Source organism: Thermoanaerobaculia bacterium (assembly GCA_035260525.1).
Lineage (GTDB): Bacteria > Acidobacteriota > Thermoanaerobaculia > UBA5066 > DATFVB01 > DATFVB01.
Genome location: DATFVB010000014.1, coordinates 1 through 15,447, shown reverse-complemented (window position 1 = coordinate 15,447; position 15,447 = coordinate 1). Strand labels below are relative to the sequence as shown.

The following is a 15,447-nucleotide window of genomic DNA, read 5'->3' as shown; positions in this document are numbered from 1 at the left end:
CGGCGAAGACCGTCGCGCGCGGCGCCGGCGTCGGGACCTCGGCCCAGGCCGTACCGCCGTCGACGCTCTTCCACACTCCGCCGTCGAGCGTGCCCGCCCAGAGTGTCGTCGCCGACGAGCCGAGGTCGACGGCGACCGCGTAGACGCTCGCCGAAGCAAAAGGAGAAGCCGGGGGCGTCCATGTCGTACCGCCGTCGATGCTCTTCCAGACGCCCCCGCCAAACGTGGCGGCCCAGAGGTTCGAAGGGTCCCGGGGATCGACTTCGACGTCGAAGACGAACGCGTCCGCGATCGCGGCCGGCGATTCGGTCCAGCTCCGCCCCCCGTCGTCGCTTCGGACGACTCCCGATCCGGCCGTCCCCGCCCAGATCCTTCCGGGGCGCGACGGGTCGGAAGCGATCGCGAGGACGGACGCGGCCGTTCCGGCGGGCGTCCACGACCGGCCGCCGTCGTCGGAGCGGAAGACACCCTGGGTCTGCGTGCCGACGTAGACCGCTCCGACGGGATCGACGGCGACGGAGTAGACCGTCGTGTCCGTCAGGCCGGCGTTGGCGAGAACCCAGCCTGTTCCTCCGTCGTCCGAACGGAGAACGCCGTCGTTGGTCGCGGCGAAGAGAGAACCGCCCGGCACGGCGGCGAGATCGTTGACGACGTCGCCGACGCCGGCCGTCGCCACGCGCGACCACCGTCCTCCTCCGTCCCGGCTGACGAAGAGTCCGCCGCCGTAGGTTCCCTCCCAGACGACCGACGGCGAGGACGGATCCAGGAGAAGGGCGCTCACGAGTCCCCCTTCCGGACCGAGACTCGACCACTTCCCGATCGCTCCCACCGCGGGCGCGGCGAGCGCCGCCGCGAGCATCCCGGCGGCGGCCGCCTTCCGGATTGCACACGAGCAGCGGGCGAGCGGCACGGGTCTTTCCATCTTCCCCTTTTCACGGGGTGTGTCGAGTCCGTACACTCGCCACATCCTGAAGACCGGAAGGAGCAAGACGCGTGCCCGCGTGCAAAGCTCTCCACCGCCGCGACTTCTGCAACGGGAGCGTCCGACGCTGCCCTCCTGCGTCGAGACTCGGTACTCGCGACCGGCTTTCGGACTACGGGAGCGTCAGCCGGTACGTATTCGCGAGGAACTTCGCCATCTGAGCGCGGAGCACCGAGCCGTCCGGGCCGTAATTTCCGCCCGAGAACCCGTCGACGATGTTCTTCGACCAGAGGTAGTAGATGTGCTTGCACCCGACATCGCTGTCGGAGACGTCGGCGAACGCGTTCGCCTTCCCGTCCGTGCAGTCGTATGAGCGGCCGTTTCCCGAATCCGGAGCCTTCGAGGGAACGGAGGCGTCGCCGCCCGCGAGGTCGCGCGCGAGCATGACCGCCATGCTTCGCCGCGTGATGTTCGCCGCCGGACAGAAAGTCGACGTGAACTGCGTCCGATCCGTGCAGCCGTAGGAAAGTCCGTGCGCGACGACGTAGTGGATGTTTCGACAGAACAGATCCGTCGGCGCCACGTCGGAAAACAGCGACGTCCCCCCCGACTCGCAGTCGTACGTGCCCAGTCCGGGCACCGTCCCGGAAGACGGGATCGCGGCGTCGCTTCCCGCGTGAGCGCGTGAAATGAAGGCGGACATCTGGCTTCGCATCGTGGCGTTCAACGGGCCGTACACGCCCGCCGCATACCCGTTCGTGATTCCGGCGTGGAAGATCGCCTCGACGTCGGGGTAGAAGCCGCTGCTCGAAGGAACGTCGCCGAAGCTGTCGCCGATGTGCACCGTCCATTCGCGCGCTTCCGACGTGTTCAAGGCCTCCGAGACCGTCGCGTCCCAGTGCGCCGCCGGACGCGTGTCCGCCGTGACCTTGAGCTGGTAGCACGTCGAGCCGCACGAGACCGTCGCGCCGGCGGCGACGTCCCCGTACGAGGCGGTTCCGTCGACGATGGTGTATGCCGCCCCCCCCGCGGTGGGGCCGGTGAAGCTCGTGATCGACCCCGTGGTGCCGACGACCGTCCCGGCGCTCGTGTTCTTCCAGGACGGGGAGAAGGCGACGGTCTCGCCGGGCTCGATCACGCCGTTGGGCTCGGACGATGACGACGGAAACGGCGATTTTCCCTCGACGAGGGCGCTCTGCGGCGCCATCACGTCGCCGTTGGAGGCGAACGTCGCCGTGTACGTCGCCGGGCTCGACCCGGCGACGATCGAATGCGTCTGCGCGCCGCCGTCCGACCAGCCGTCGAACCAGTAGGCCGAGCCGTTCAGCGTCTCCGGCGAAGCGGCGCTGATCGTGTTCGTCGATCCGACGATCACCGTCTTCGAGAACGGCGTCGCGACCCCGCCGTCGCCCGCGTCGAGCAGCAGCCCCGACGGCGACGCCGCGAACTGGAGCGCGACGGTCTGCGGCTGGAGGATCACGCTGGCCGTGCCGGTCAGGCCGAGCGAGTCGGTCGCCGTCAGCTTCAGCTCGAGAAACGACGGGTACTCGTGATCGGGCGCCGAGAAGCTCCCGCTCGCGACTCCGGCGAACGACTGGATCTCGTGCGTGTGGCAGTTCGACGGACAGTGATGCATGATCAGAGACCAGGCGAGCGCCGATGCCGCGAGCGTTCCGTCCTGCGGATCGGTGGCGTGTCCGGAGAACGGGATCGCGTCGCCGACTTTCCAGGTCAGCGACGGGGAGGGAGCGTCGATCACGGCGCTGGGCGCGCCCTGCGCCGCCGTGACCGTCAAGGGATCGCTCACGCCCGAGACGCCGTTCTGGTCGGTGACCTCGAGCCTGACCGTGTACTGACCGGCGGTCTGATAGGTCTTCGACGGCGACACGGCGGTCGAGTCGTCGAAGAGGCCGTCACCGTCGAGGTCCCACGCATACGTCAGCGTGTCGCCCGCGTTCGCTCCGTGCGAGCCGCTGCCGTCGAACTGGACGGCGAGAGGCGGCGGCCCCGATTGCGGAGTCGCCGTCGCGCTGGCGGTGGGCGTCATGTACTGGATCCGGTGGATCGCTCCCCCTTCATGGTCGACGTAGAAGAGGTCCCCGCCGGGGCCGGTCACGAGGTCGACCGGGTGCGACGCGCCCCCGATGAAGAGCGCGCGGTTGCCGGGGTCGGGCTGGCCGTTCGCGCCGGGAAAGAGCACCCAGGCGCAATTGCGCGTGTGATCGGCGAAGAAGAGCGCGCCGTCGTACGGCGACGGATAGCTCCCGGTCCCGTAGAACGCGAGGCCCGTGATCGAGGAGCCCCCGGTCGGACATCCGTCTCCCGAAACGACGCTGTCGGAGTGGCGGTACCCGAGAAACGGCGCCGTGACGACCGAGGGGTTCACGTAGAGGTCGTTCATGCAGATGTCGACCTGGGCGCTCACCCAGTCGGGCTCCTGGTCGGGCCCCTCGTAGCAGGGCCAGCCGAAGTTCTTCACCTCGGTGGCCGGACTGGGAGCCGAGTCGATCTCCTCCCACACTTCGTTTCCGACGTCGCCGATCCAGAGCTCGTTCGTGTTCGGCCGGATCGTGAAGCGAAACGGCTGGCGCAGGCCCTCGACGACGATGCGGCGGGCGTTCGCGTCGGAGCTTCCGGCGAGAGGATTCGTCGAGAGCGCCGCCCCGGTCGACGGATCGACGCGGATGACCGTCCCGTTCAACACGGCGGGCTCGCCCGCCTGCCGGCGCAGGCTCTGGCTGCGGAGGGCGCCCCCTTCGGCCCAGGGAGGCTCCATCGTCCCGCCCACTCCCCCCGGCGGATCGCCGAGGGGGTTTCCCCCGAACTGCCCGTAGTCGACCGTCCCCATGCTCGCGCCGTCTCCGTCGCTCGCGTAGAGCGCGCCGTCGGCGCCGAACTGGATCGCGCCGAGCGAATGGCTGGGGAACTGCTGCCCCCAGGCGTTGATCAGGACTTTTTCGGAGCCCGACATCACGTTTCCGCTCGCGGTCAGCCGCGAAAGCCGCCCGCTCACGACGCACCCGTCCGTATTCGGCCCCGGAGGGGTCGGGCACCCGTCGTTCCAGACCGGCGCGGTCCCGCCGATCGGCGCGTCGTAGGCGTACAGCACGTAGACGTAAGGATTCGTCGGGAATCCGGGATCGAGCGCCATTCCGAGAAGCCCCCGGTCCCAGTAATTGTCCACGTTGGTGGTCAGATTCGCGAAGATCGTCGGCGTCGTCGCCGTCAGGCTCGAGAACACCTTGACGATCCCGCTCTTTTCCGCGACGAAGATCCGTCCGTCGGGCGAGAAGCGGACGACCGTCGGCCGCGTCAGCCCGCTGATCACGATCGAATCGCGGAACCCCGGCGGCAGGGTCTCTCCGTGCGCGGCGGCGGAAGCGACCGCGACGGCGGCCGCGAGAATCGGAGCTCCGAATCTGGCAAAGAACCTGGGCGTCACCGTGTCCCCCTCCGAGATCGTTTTCCGGACCACACCGGAACCTTCGGCGTTCGTGCAAGGCCGATGCCGCACGGTGCTAGAATCCGGACATCGTTGCTCGTTCGGTTTCGGCTTCGGAGGTGGAATCGTGCCCGAAGAATTCGACTATACGGAGCTCGATTTCGGGGAAACGGTAGAGAATCGCAGCGGGGTGATCGCGATCTGCCCCGCTTGCGGACGAAACGGCCTGAAGCAGAGTCAGGCACCCGGCGGCGATTCCACGCGATACCTGCACCGCATGACCCGCGACGACGACGACAATCTCACTCCGGATATGTGCATGGTCACCAGGAGGAGGGCTTAGCCGCCTTCAAATCCGAAATCCGAATTTCGAAATTCGAAACAACGTCCGGTCTTCTCATCCAATCTTCGGACCCTCGCGCCGCGATTCCGCGCCCGATTTCACCGTGCGTCGCGAGCGACTTCAGCGGTCTTCGAACTTTCGACATTCGATATTCGGATTTGTTTTGGATTTCGGAATTCGGACTTCGAATTTCAAATCCCGCCTCACGATAGGATCTTCCACGGGAGGCCCACCATGCCGTTTCCCTTCACGCCGGGTTTGACCGAACCCCGGCTCGTCGATCTGTCCGATCCCTCCTCCGACGTCCTGCTCGACGCGACGCGCGAAGCGCTGACGGAGGCCGTGCGCGCCGGCGACGTCGATGCGCTGGCGGAAATCGAGGGAACGTTCGCGGCCGTCGCCCGGGACGGCGTGACGATCCGGCTCGCCCGCACGATCGGGCGGCCGCTCCGGTACTTCGTCGCCAAGCGCGCGACCGGCCCGTACCTCGTCGTCGCCGACCGCATCGACGCGATCGCACGCTACTGCGCCGAGGAGGGGATCGACGAGCAGTTTCATCCGTCGTATACGCGCATGATTCCCGCCCATCACCTCGTCGAGCTCGACCAGATCGGCTGCCCCGACCCGAACCCCCGCTACCGGCGCTTCTTCTCCCCCGAGGCGGGGCGCGGTCCCGCCGACCGCGGGGCGCTCGGCGAGCGCTACGTCGCCGCGATCGAGTCTGGCGCCGCGGCGCTCCTTTCGGCGATCCCGCGCGAGGCGCCGGTCGGCGTCGCCCTGTCCGGCGGCGCGGATTCGACGCTCACGGCGTGGGCGGTGCTCTCCGCGGCGAAAGCGGAGGGACGCGAAGGCCGCGTGCGGCTCTTCACGCTCGCGATCGGCGACGCCGCAGACCGCCGCGCCGCCGAGGAGGTCGCCGCCGCGCTCGGCGCGCGCGACCGCTGGACGGCGATCGAAGCGTCGCCGGACGACCTCTCGCTCGCCGCGGCCGTCGCCGCGATCGAGGATTACCGCCCGCTCGACGTGCAGTGCGCGGCCGCGGCGCTCGCGTTCGCGCGGAACCTCCGGCGCGCGCAGCCCGACCTCGTGGCTCTCTTCGACGGCGACGGAGGGGACGAGAACTGGAAGTCGTACCCGATCGAGGACTCCGAGCTCACGATCAAGAGCGTCCTGAACAATCCCCTCCTGTACCACGAGGGGTGGGGAATCGACTCGATCAAGCACTCGCTCACGTACACGGGCGGATTCTCGCGGGGCGTCGTGCGCGGCTTCGCGCCGGCGCGCGCGTTCGGCTTCACGGCGCTGTCGCCCCACGCGATGCGCCCTGCGATCGCGGCCGCGCTGTCGGCGCCGCTGCGCGAGCTCGTCGGCGAAGACCCGGCGCGCCTTCTCGCGCTCAAGGCCGAAGTGGCCGCGGCCGGTCTCGCCTCGCGGGGCATCCGGCTGCCGATCGCCCCGAAGAGGCGTTTCCAGCACGGCGCGCTCGCCCCCGAGCTCTTCGGCTCGCTGGCCGCGTCGCGGGCGGAGCTTCGCGCCGAGCACGAGCGCCGGTTCGGCCCGAGACCGGAGGCCGCCGAGGACGCGCCCGCCCGGGGCGGCGTCCCCCTCTCCGCGCCGGCATGAGCCCGGTCCGGCGCGCTTCGGGAGCGCGCCCGGTCGGGATCGCCGAGGAAACGGAGATCTTTCCGGACGGGACCCCCCGGACGATCGGCACCGCGTACCTCCGCAACGGGCCGTGCCCCCTTTCCTGCGTCTATTGCGCTCTCTACCGGCAGGCGGGAGAAGGCCCGGCGAGCGGAAGCGAGATCGCGCGGCAGATCCGTTCGGCCCGGGCGAGGCTCGCCCCGATCTCGGGCATCAAGCTCTACAACGCGTCTTCTCTTTTCGAGCCGCGGTCGATTCGCCAGAGCGCGGGCGACCTCGCGGCGATCGCGGCGGAGGTCGCCGATCTCGACCTCGTCGTCATCGAGTCGCGGTCCGAGCAGGTGCGGCGCGCGCCCGCGTTCGCGCGGCTTCTCGGCGGACGGCTCGAGGTCGCGATCGGCGTCGAGGCGGCCGACGACGGGCTGCTCCGCCGTCTCGGGAAGCCCACGACGGTCGCGCGCTTCCGGGACGCGGCCGGCCGCCTCGCCGACGCGGGAATCCTCCTCCGGGCCTTCGTGCTCGTCCAGCCGCCGTACGTCTTCGGCGCGGCGGCGCGCGAGCTCGCGGCCGCGACGTTCCGCCTCGCGCGGGACGCCGGCGCGCGCGTCGTGTCGCTCCTCCCGGTCGTCTCCGATCACGCGCCCATGGAGCGGCTTCGGAGCGAGGGAGCATTCGCCGAGATCACGCTCGAGGACTATTTCGCCGTCGTCGCCGAGTGCGTCGAGGCGGGCGGCGCGGTCGTCCTCGCCGAGCTCGCCACACTTTCCCGGCTGCCGGGCTGCGCCGCGTGCCGCGAGGCACGGCATGCGGCGCTCGCCGTGCTGAATGCGACCGGCCGCCTTCCTCCCGTCTCGTGCGCCGGCCATCGGCCGGCCGTTGCCGGGCCGGCCGGCGGCGCCGCGATGCCGCGATGAAGCGGTTCGACCTCGCGATCGTCGGCTCCGGCTTCGGGGGTTCCCTTCTCGCTCTCGTCGCCCGCCGCCTGGGCCGGACCGTCGTCCTCATCGAGAAGGGGACGCATCCGCGTTTCGCCATCGGCGAGTCGACGTCGCCGCTCGCGAACCTGCTCGTCGAGCGGATCGCCCGCCGCTACGATCTCCCGGAAGTCGCCCCGCTCGCGAAGTGGGGAACCTGGCAGGCGCGCCTCCCGCGCGTTCGCGGCGGGATCAAGCGCGGCTTCACCTTCTTTCACCACCGCGAGGGACGCGAGCCGGTGTCCGATCCGGCGCTTCGCAACCCGCTCCTCGTGGCCGCGAGCCCGCGCGACGAAATCGCCGATACCCACTGGTACCGCGCCGACGTCGATCATTTTCTCCTCGAGCGGGCGCGCGCGGCGGGGGCGGAGTACGTCGACCGGGTCGTCCTCGACGGGTTCGAACGGGAGGACCGCGGCGTCCGGCTCTCGGGCGCGAGCAACGGCGACCGAGTCGCCTTCGAGGCCCGGTGCGTCGCCGACGCTTCCGGGCCCCGGGGTTTCCTCCATCGCGCGCTGCGCCTCGGGGAGCGTCCCTTCGCCGCGATGCCCGCGACCCGCGCGCTCTATTCGCACTTCCGCGGCGTGGCGCGAATGGACGACGCCGCGCGCGGAGACGAAACGCCGCCCTATCCGATCGACGACGCCGCGCTCCACCACGTCTTCGACGGGGGTTGGATCTGGGTTCTCCGTTTCGAGGGCGGGATCACGAGCGCCGGCGCGATGCTCTCTCCCGAGCTCGACCGGGAGATTCGCGGCGGCGAGGGGGAGCCCGCCTGGCGGCGGCTCCTCGCCATGTTTCCCGCGGTCGCGCGGCAGTTCCGGCACGCCGCGCCGCTCCTCCCGTTCCGGTACGACGAAGGCGTGCCCTTCCGGTCGGCGGCGGCGAGCGGTCCCGGCTGGTGGATGCTCCCCTCTGCGGCCGCGTTCGTCGACCCGCTGCTGTCGACGGGGATCCCGCTCACGCTGCTGGGCATCGCTCGCGCCGGGCTCGCGCTGGAAGACTCGCCCGAGGGCGACGGGTTCGAGCGGCGCATCGGCGAAGTGGCCGCGCGCACGCTCGACGAAGCCGACCTGACGGCCGAGCTCGTATCGGCGCTGTGGCGCTCGTTCGACGACTTCGAGACGTTCGGCGCGGCGACGATGTTCTACTTCGCCGCCGCGAGCTTCTCGGAAGCGTCGTGCCGGCTCGGCCGCGAGGAGCTGCCCGGATTCATCGGCGCGGACCGCCCGGCCCTGCGCGCCGCGATCCGCCGGGCGAGCGCGCGCCTCCGCGGCGAGACGGCGGACCGCGCGGGATTTTCCGACGCCGCCCGCGCCGCGATCGAGCCGTGGAACGTCGCGGGCTTCCTCGATCCGGCGCGGCGCAACTGGTACCCGGTGTCGGCGGCGGACCTGCGCGCGGCGGCGCCGAAGCTGGGCGCGTCCGCCGGGGAGATCGACCGACTTCTCGAGCGGACCGGGTTCGAAACCGGGTAGTCTTCTCGCATGTCCCACCCTGTCCCGGCGGCTCTGCGGCGGTTCGCTTTCCCGCTCGCGCTCGGCGCGGCGGCCACCGCGGGCGGGGCGCCGGCTTCCGCGCCACCGTCGGCGGCAGCCGGAAACGCCGTCTCGGAATCCGCGAACGTCTCGCTCGCCGCGGCGCCCGCGTCGTCTGTCGTCCCGGCTACCTCGAGCCGGCCGGCTGACCCGGCCGGACGCGAGGGTGATACGATGCGCGGAAAATCAGTCTCGGCGATCGGAGGAGTCTCATGACGACACGCGCGAAATGTCCGAACCCGAAGGGTTGCGACGGCGAGCTCTACGCCCGCACGGACCCGCCGGGCGAAGCCTGGTGCCCGAAATGCGGGTACGTCTTCCGCCGGCAGGATGCTCCCGGCAACTCTCGGCCGGAGCCCAAGCCCTCGACGCGCAAGCCCTAGCGGCTCGTCCCCGCGCGGCCGGCCGACCGGGAGCAATGGTTCCCGTGGCCCGAATTTTGCTTGATTCCGCCGAAACGGAGACCCTCGAGCGGTGAATCAGGCGCGCGTCGCGTCCGGCGAGATCGGACATCCGGCGCGGGGGAGGACGACGTGAAAAGCATTCGAATCTCCGACGGAGAGTTCTTTCGCATCAACGTCGCCGCGCATTCCGGGGAAGAGTGGCCCATCGCGGAACACCTCGCCGCGACGACCGGCGTCCTCGCCGGGCGCGACGGTCCGAGCTCCCGGGGCATCTACTGCGAAACGTGCCGGTTCGGATTCCGCCGCGAGTTCGGTCCGTTTCCGCTCGTCGAGGCGCGAACGAGCCTCGCCAACGATTTCACCGACGAAGCGCACCGCCGCGAATGCGAGCACTGGAAAGCCTACGTGGAGCATCCGCAGGCCTTCGCCGGTCCCCGCGCGGCCGGGGTCGCGGTCCACGCCGTGTCCGCCCGGCCCGAGCCGGCGGATCACGTCTGCGCCCGATGCGCCGCCGCGGCGAGCGCCCTCTTCCGCTGCCTCGACACGAGCGTGTGCTTCCGCTGCCTCGGCGAAGTGCTGCAGCTGACCGGCGGCTACAGCGGCTTCAAGTCTCTGCTGACGGTCGAGGAGGCGCCCGAGCCGCCGAAGCGGCGAAGACGGCGGGAGCCGGGCACCGGGCGCTGCCGCACCTGCCGGGCCTTCGGGAAAGTCATACCCATCCACGGCAACAAATACTGCCGCTCCTGCGCGACCGCGAGGGTGGAGAAACTCCTCACGAGCTAGGAGTTTGCCGCGCAAACTCCTAAATAGCTCCGGACCCTTCGCATCGCGGAAAGCTTTCGCCCGAAGGTTCTCCAGCGCCTCCGCCTTCGCTGAAGCTTCCTCCTTCGCTGAAGCTTCGACGGGACGCGTCGGCGCGATCCTATCGGCGTCGATCGTCCCTTACGGTTCGCGCAAACTTACAACTGATCGCGCCGTAGCTCCGCAGAGCGGAGGCGGACCGGCTCGATGCATCCGCCGCGCCGGCAAGTACCGCGAATCGAGGAATTCCCCCGATCAGTTCTGACAATGGCGAGGCGCGAGCCCGGTCCGCCGTCGCTCTGACGAGCTATGGCGGATTGCTGGACAACGGCACCCTTTGAACCACCAGCGCGCTTGAGCGCTCGATCCGCCGAAGCCTTGGCGAAGGCGGACGGGATGCGGGCATCCGACCCGCGGCCGCGGCGTACCGATAAGCGTACGGTAAGGCCGCGGGTCGCGGTGCACGCGCCCGCCCGGCTCGATGCATCGCCGCGCCGGCTCTATCGTTTGCTGATGAAGTCCCAGGCATTAGCCGGCTTGCCCGCGCCCGGCGGCGGCGCCGAGGGTCGCACGACGGCGTCGATCTGCGGGGCGAAGTCCTTCAAGAGCCGGCGCACCGGGACGCCGTCGGCGCCGCGCTCGAGGATCTCGGCCGCCGATTCGTCCATCTTCGCGAGATAGGCCTCCCACTTGGCCTCCGAGACGGGCATGCCGCGGAAGCGGACGTTCCGCATGGGCGCGAAAGCGCGCGTCAGGAACTCCGTCTTCTCCCTGAGGTCCTCCTCCGAGGCGAGCGGCTCGTTCTCGTACGGCGTGTGCGGCTTCGGGATGAACGCGTTGACCGACGGGACGATCGTCGGCATCTTTCCCGTCGTTTTCGCGGCGGCGAGCGCGATCTCGCGGCAATCGTCGACGAGGCGCACGAGGTCGCGCAGGTCCTCTTCGGTCTCCGACGGGAGCCCGAACTGGAGATAGAGCTTCAGGTTCGTGAAGCCGTGCGCGAAGATCATCGCGACCTTCTCGCGGAGCATCGCGTCGGTCACCTTCTTGTTGATGAACCGCCGCAGGCGCTCGTTGCCGGCTTCAGGAGCAATCGAGAGAGACCGTTCGCCCTGGCGCGCGAGGACCGACAGGATCTCCGGCCGGATCGCGTCGATCTTGATCGACGAGAGCGCGATGTGGAACCCGAGCCCGGCCAGGCCCGCGAGGATCGCGTCGATCTCCGGATGGTCGCAGACGGCCGTCGCGATCAGCCCGGTGCGGTCCGTGTACGCGCGCCCGAGCTTCGCGGTCGCGAGGATCGACGACGCCGGGTACTGCTTGATCGGCGCCATCGCGTAGGCCGCCCAGCAGAACTTGCACATCTCGGTGCACCCGCGCGAAATCTCGATCAGGAGCTTGTCGGAGAGCTCGGTGTGGGGCGTGAGGATCGTCGAGTGCGGGACCTCGTAGTCCGGGCCGATCTCCTTCCTCGACATCGTCTGCTGGATGACGATCTTCCCCGCCGTCGAATGCTCCGCCCGCGCGCCCTGGACCGAAGGCACGAAGAGACCCGGCACGCGCGCCGCCTCTTCGAGGAACGCGTCGCGTGAGAGCCCGCGCTTCATGAGACCGGAGATCGCGGGGACGAGTCTCTCGCCGTCTCCCATCGCGAAGACGTCGAAGAACGGAGTGAGCGGCGCCGGGTTGATCCGCGCGCAGTCGCCCCCGACGACGAGGATCGGATGGCGCTCGTCGCGGTCCTTCGCGCGCCGCGGGATGCGCGCGCGGTCGAGGGTCTTCAAGAGATTGACGTAGTCCATCTCCCACGACACGGACCAGGCGAGCACGCCGAAGTCCGAGAGAGGCGTGCGCGACTCGAAGGTCTCGGCGGGCGCGTCCTCCTCGCAGAAGAAGCGCTCGCAGACGAGGTCGTCGACGCGGTTGAAGAGGCGATACACCCACTGGAACCCGAGGTTCGACATCCCGACCTCGTACGAGTTCGGGAAGCCGAGCGCCAGCCGGTAGGCGCCGAACTTCTTCGGCTCCTCGACGAATCGCTCCGCGGCGATGAGGTCTCGGCGTCTGTCGGGCCAGGCAGTCATGAACCGTTAAGTGTAACAGGCGCACCGATCATCCGGCCCCGAGGGCTCCCTCACCCCGGCCCTTGCTTCGGCACGCCAAGTCTCCCGCGGGGAGAGGGAGTGCCCGGGACTCCCTCACCCCAACCCTCTCCCGCGGGGAGAGGGGGAAGAAGCTTCGTGTCAGTTACGACAACGTAGAGGCGCGGCCAGACGTGCGGGAAGGCGGGTTCGGGCGGCCTGCCGGCCGCTAGGGCGTAACGGAAGCGTACGTCGTGCGGACGGCAGGTCGCACGGGCCCGTATGACCGCGCGTATGGTCCGCGCCGGCTACTGCCGATCGCTGGAAGATCGCGTATCAGTTCAGAACCACCCGAAAGCGCGGCCAGACGTGCGGGAAGGCGGGTTCGGGCGGCCTGCCGGCCGCTAAGGCGTACCGGCGAGCGTACGTCGTGCGGGCGGACGGTGGCCCTCACCCCGACCCTCTCCCGCGGGGAGAGGCAGGGGTCCGTGCGCGTCCCAATGCCGACGAGTTCGAGGCACGGCGAGGCGCGAGCCCGGTCCGCCGTCGCTCTGACGAGCTATGGCGGATTGCTGGACAACGGCACCCTTTGAACCACCAGCGCGCTTGAGCGCTCGATCCGCCGAAGCCTTGGCGAAGGCGGACGGGATGCGGGCCGGCCGGCCCGCGGGCGCGGCGTACCGGGGCGTACGTTAAGCCCGCGGGCGGACGGCACGCGCCCGCCCGGCTCGATGCATCGCCGTGCCTCTACTCTGGGACGGCCCAGAGGCGGAAGACAACCAGCATCGGCTCCTTCATCCTCACGAACAGCCGCGACAGGTCTCCCAGCCCGAACGCTTTCCAGAAGACGGGGACCGCGCCCGCGACGACGACGTGGTCGTTCAGGACCGCCGCCTCGACGTTGGTCTGGATCTGCTTGGCGACCCCGTGGATCGTCAGCGTTCCGGACACGTCCGCGGTGACGACGCCGCCCGGTTCGAAGGCGGCGAGGTTCCCCTTGTACGACGAACCGTCGAAGACGATCTCCGGGAAACGCGCCGCGTCGAGCATCCGGTCGCGGAAGTCGAGGTCGCGCCGCGCCTTTCCGGTCTCGATCGAATCCGCCCGCATGTCGATCCGCGCCTTGAGTCCCCCCGGCCGCGCCGGATCCACCTCGACGCTCCCGCGCCAGGCGTCGATCTTGCCGTGGATGACGTGGAACGTCGTCGGAAGCTCGAACGTGATCGAAGACTGCTGGGGGACGAAGCGATATTTCAGGACTCGCGGCGGCGCGGTCGTCGCGTTCTCCGGCGCCGGCTTCTGTGCGAACGCGGGAGCACACGCCGCACCGAAGAGGAGAGCCGCAAGCAAAGTCTTCATCCCGTTATTTTAGACCGGAACGTGGACAACCCGATGCTTCTGTCCGGCGCCGTGGCTCACGACTCGGGCGGCGCGGCGTATCCGAAGACCCAGTCGGCGACATTCGTGCCGGTGGGACCGGTGTGGAAGGCGCCTCCCGCGCGAGCGAAAAACCCCGCGGCGTCGTGTCCGGCGAGAAAGCGCTCCGCGTCGATCCCGCGCCGGGCGCCGCGTGCGATCGTGCCGCCATCGACCCGGGCGCCCGCATTTTCGGAGTTGCCGTCGACCCCGTCGGAGCCGGCCGCGAGGATCGAGAGCCGCGGATCGCCCGCGATCTCGAGCGCCGCCGCGAGCGCGAGCTCCTGGTTGCGGCCTCCTGTTCCCGCCCGGCCGCGGATCGCGACGGTCGTCTCGCCCCCGGCGAGCAGGACGAGCGGGCCGCGCCCCCGGCGCGCGAGCGCCTTGAGCCGTTTCGCGAATTCCCTCCCGGCCGCCGCGGCTTCGCCGGAGAGTGACCGCCGGATGATCGAAATACGCGCTCCGAAGCGCCGCGCTTCTTCGGACGCCGCCGCGAGGCCGGTCCGATTGTCTGCAAGGAGAACCGCGCGGTCGCCGCGCCGCTTCCGGATCGTGGGACCGGACCCGACGATCCGGAAGTCGGCGCCCGGGACGTCGGAGAGGACGAGCGTCGTGACGCGCGCCTCCGTCGCTTCCGCGAGTTTTCCGCCTTTGATGGCCGAAAGCGAAATCCGGAGCCGGTTCAGCCGCTCGATCGGCCAGCCGGCGCGCATTGCCCTTCGTACGCGCGCCTTCTTCTCCGCAAGCGTGATTCCCTTCTTCGGCAGACAGAGGAGGGATGACGCGCCACCCGAAATCAGCGCGACAATCTCGTCCCCTTGCCCGAACTTCCGGAAGAACGCGATCGCCGCCCGAGCGGCCGCGACGCTCGACGCGTCCGGCTCCGGGTGCGACGCGAAGAGGACGCGATTCCGCCATGCTCGCGGAACCGGCGTTCCGCGCGGCACGACGACGAGCGTCGAATCGAAAAGCGAGGCGGTCGCGCCGCGAGCCATCGCGAGCGCCGCCTTGCCGCAGGCGAAGAGCCCGCGGCGCCGAGCGGGCGCGGGCGGCCGGTCCCGGAAGAAGCGCGAGACGAGCGCCCCCGGTTCGACGGCCTCCCGGGCGGATCGCCAGAGCGGCTCGAGAACGTCGGAGCCCGCCACGCGGCTATTATCGGCCCGATGGCGCGACGCCTGCTCCTCGCCGCCGCTCTCTGCGCCGCCGCGTGCGCGCCGGCGGCGCCGCGAACGGCCGCGCCCCGGATCGACGGCGTTCTGGAAGTGCGCGGAGGCATCCGGAGATTCGGCGGCTCGTTCCTCCGCGAGCGCGAAGGGATGCGCGAAGCCCGGTTCGAAGGCCCGCCGTACGTTCGCGGGTACGCGCGAGGACGCCTCGCCTACCCGCAGATCGCCGCCGGCGAGACGGATCTCGAGTTCCTCCTTCGCGAGACGGTCCCTTCGGGCCTCCGGCGATGGTCGTTGCGCCGCCTCCTCGGCCTTTCGATGCGGCGGTCGGAGAAATGGATCGGGGCGGCGCACCTCGCGGAGATCCGCGGAGTCGCCGACGCGGAGGTGCCGGACCCGCTCCCCGGCGGATGGAGCCCGTTCGCGCGCCAGCTGTCCCTCCATGCCCTCCACGATTTCTCGCAGCGGTTCATCGACACGATCCCTCTCTCGGGCGCCTGCACGGGTTTCGCGGCGGCGCCCCCGGCGACGGCGGACGGACACGTGTATCTCGCCCGGAACTTCGACTTCGAGGCCGGGGGGCGCTTCGACCGGGAAAAGATCGTCGTCGCGACCGTTCCCGAAAAGGGTTTCCGTTACCTCTCGGTCACCTTCGGCGGCATGACCGGCGTCGTTTCGGGATTCAACGAAAAGGGGCTCGGCGTCTCACTCCAGTC

General features: G+C 70.0%; 12 protein-coding genes. 7 read left to right on the top strand and 5 right to left on the bottom strand.

All coding sequences use genetic code 11. The features are described from left to right. Both VKH46_00495 and VKH46_00490 read right to left on the bottom strand, forming a co-directional pair. Positions 1–922: hypothetical protein (locus tag VKH46_00495; GenBank protein ID HKB69293.1), on the bottom strand; the 922-nt coding region annotated here is incomplete at its 3' end. 172 nt (positions 923–1,094) lie between these two features. Continuing rightward, on the bottom strand, positions 1,095–4,364 hold the full coding sequence (locus tag VKH46_00490; GenBank protein ID HKB69292.1) for a PQQ-dependent sugar dehydrogenase: 3,270 nt from the start codon (positions 4,362–4,364) through the stop codon (positions 1,095–1,097). A 127-nt stretch (positions 4,365–4,491) separates the two neighbouring features. Between VKH46_00490 and VKH46_00485 the strand changes: the two genes are divergently transcribed. The 6 genes from VKH46_00485 to VKH46_00460 all read left to right on the top strand — a co-directional run bounded on the left by VKH46_00485 (position 4,492) and on the right by VKH46_00460 (position 10,050). Then, entirely contained in the window at positions 4,492–4,707 is a 216-nt protein-coding gene (locus tag VKH46_00485) for a hypothetical protein (GenBank protein ID HKB69291.1), read from the top strand. A 234-nt stretch (positions 4,708–4,941) separates the two neighbouring features. Continuing rightward, on the top strand, positions 4,942–6,330 hold the full coding sequence (locus VKH46_00480; GenBank protein ID HKB69290.1) for an asparagine synthase-related protein: 1,389 nt from the start codon (positions 4,942–4,944) through the stop codon (positions 6,328–6,330). Beyond that, positions 6,327–7,265 carry a hypothetical protein gene (locus VKH46_00475; protein HKB69289.1) on the top strand — a complete coding sequence of 313 codons (939 nt, stop codon included), beginning with the start codon at positions 6,327–6,329 and terminating at the stop codon, positions 7,263–7,265. Before VKH46_00480 ends, VKH46_00475 begins: the two co-directional genes overlap by 4 nt. Beyond that, on the top strand, positions 7,262–8,803 hold the full coding sequence (locus VKH46_00470) for an NAD(P)-binding protein (GenBank protein HKB69288.1): 1,542 nt from the start codon (positions 7,262–7,264) through the stop codon (positions 8,801–8,803). Before VKH46_00475 ends, VKH46_00470 begins: the two co-directional genes overlap by 4 nt. 272 nt (positions 8,804–9,075) lie before the next feature. Continuing rightward, a complete protein-coding gene (locus VKH46_00465) occupies positions 9,076–9,246 on the top strand; it encodes a hypothetical protein (GenBank protein ID HKB69287.1) in 171 nt (56 codons plus the stop codon). Positions 9,247–9,396: 150 nt separating this feature from the next. Beyond that, a complete protein-coding gene (locus tag VKH46_00460) occupies positions 9,397–10,050 on the top strand; it encodes a hypothetical protein (protein ID HKB69286.1) in 654 nt (217 codons plus the stop codon). 518 nt (positions 10,051–10,568) lie between these two features. Here the strand turns inward: VKH46_00460 and VKH46_00455 are convergent. The 3 genes from VKH46_00455 to VKH46_00445 form a co-directional block, all read right to left on the bottom strand. Beyond that, entirely contained in the window at positions 10,569–12,152 is a 1,584-nt protein-coding gene (locus VKH46_00455) for a radical SAM protein (GenBank protein ID HKB69285.1), read from the bottom strand. A gap of 744 nt (positions 12,153–12,896) precedes the next feature. Next, positions 12,897–13,508 carry a YceI family protein gene (locus VKH46_00450; GenBank protein HKB69284.1) on the bottom strand — a complete coding sequence of 204 codons (612 nt, stop codon included), beginning with the start codon at positions 13,506–13,508 and terminating at the stop codon, positions 12,897–12,899. Positions 13,509–13,564: 56 nt separating this feature from the next. Then, positions 13,565–14,710, bottom strand: a complete 1,146-nt coding sequence (locus tag VKH46_00445) for a DUF4147 domain-containing protein (protein HKB69283.1) — start codon at positions 14,708–14,710, stop codon at positions 13,565–13,567. An 18-nt stretch (positions 14,711–14,728) separates the two neighbouring features. On the opposite strand from VKH46_00445, the gene VKH46_00440 reads away from it, so the two are divergent. Next, the coding region (locus VKH46_00440; protein ID HKB69282.1) for a C45 family autoproteolytic acyltransferase/hydrolase at positions 14,729–15,447 on the top strand (719 nt) is incomplete at its 3' end.

Excerpts from the sequence above, each read along its gene's own strand:
- VKH46_00475 (HKB69289.1), top strand. The coding sequence starts at position 6,327 with ATGAGCCCGGTCCGGCGCGCTTCGGGAGCGCGCCCGGTCGGGATCGCC.
- VKH46_00455 (HKB69285.1), bottom strand. The coding sequence starts at position 12,152 with ATGACTGCCTGGCCCGACAGACGCCGAGACCTCATCGCCGCGGAGCGA.
- VKH46_00470 (HKB69288.1), top strand. The coding sequence starts at position 7,262 with ATGAAGCGGTTCGACCTCGCGATCGTCGGCTCCGGCTTCGGGGGTTCC.
- VKH46_00480 (HKB69290.1), top strand. The coding sequence starts at position 4,942 with ATGCCGTTTCCCTTCACGCCGGGTTTGACCGAACCCCGGCTCGTCGAT.
- VKH46_00450 (HKB69284.1), bottom strand. The coding sequence starts at position 13,508 with ATGAAGACTTTGCTTGCGGCTCTCCTCTTCGGTGCGGCGTGTGCTCCC.
- VKH46_00465 (HKB69287.1), top strand. The coding sequence starts at position 9,076 with ATGACGACACGCGCGAAATGTCCGAACCCGAAGGGTTGCGACGGCGAG.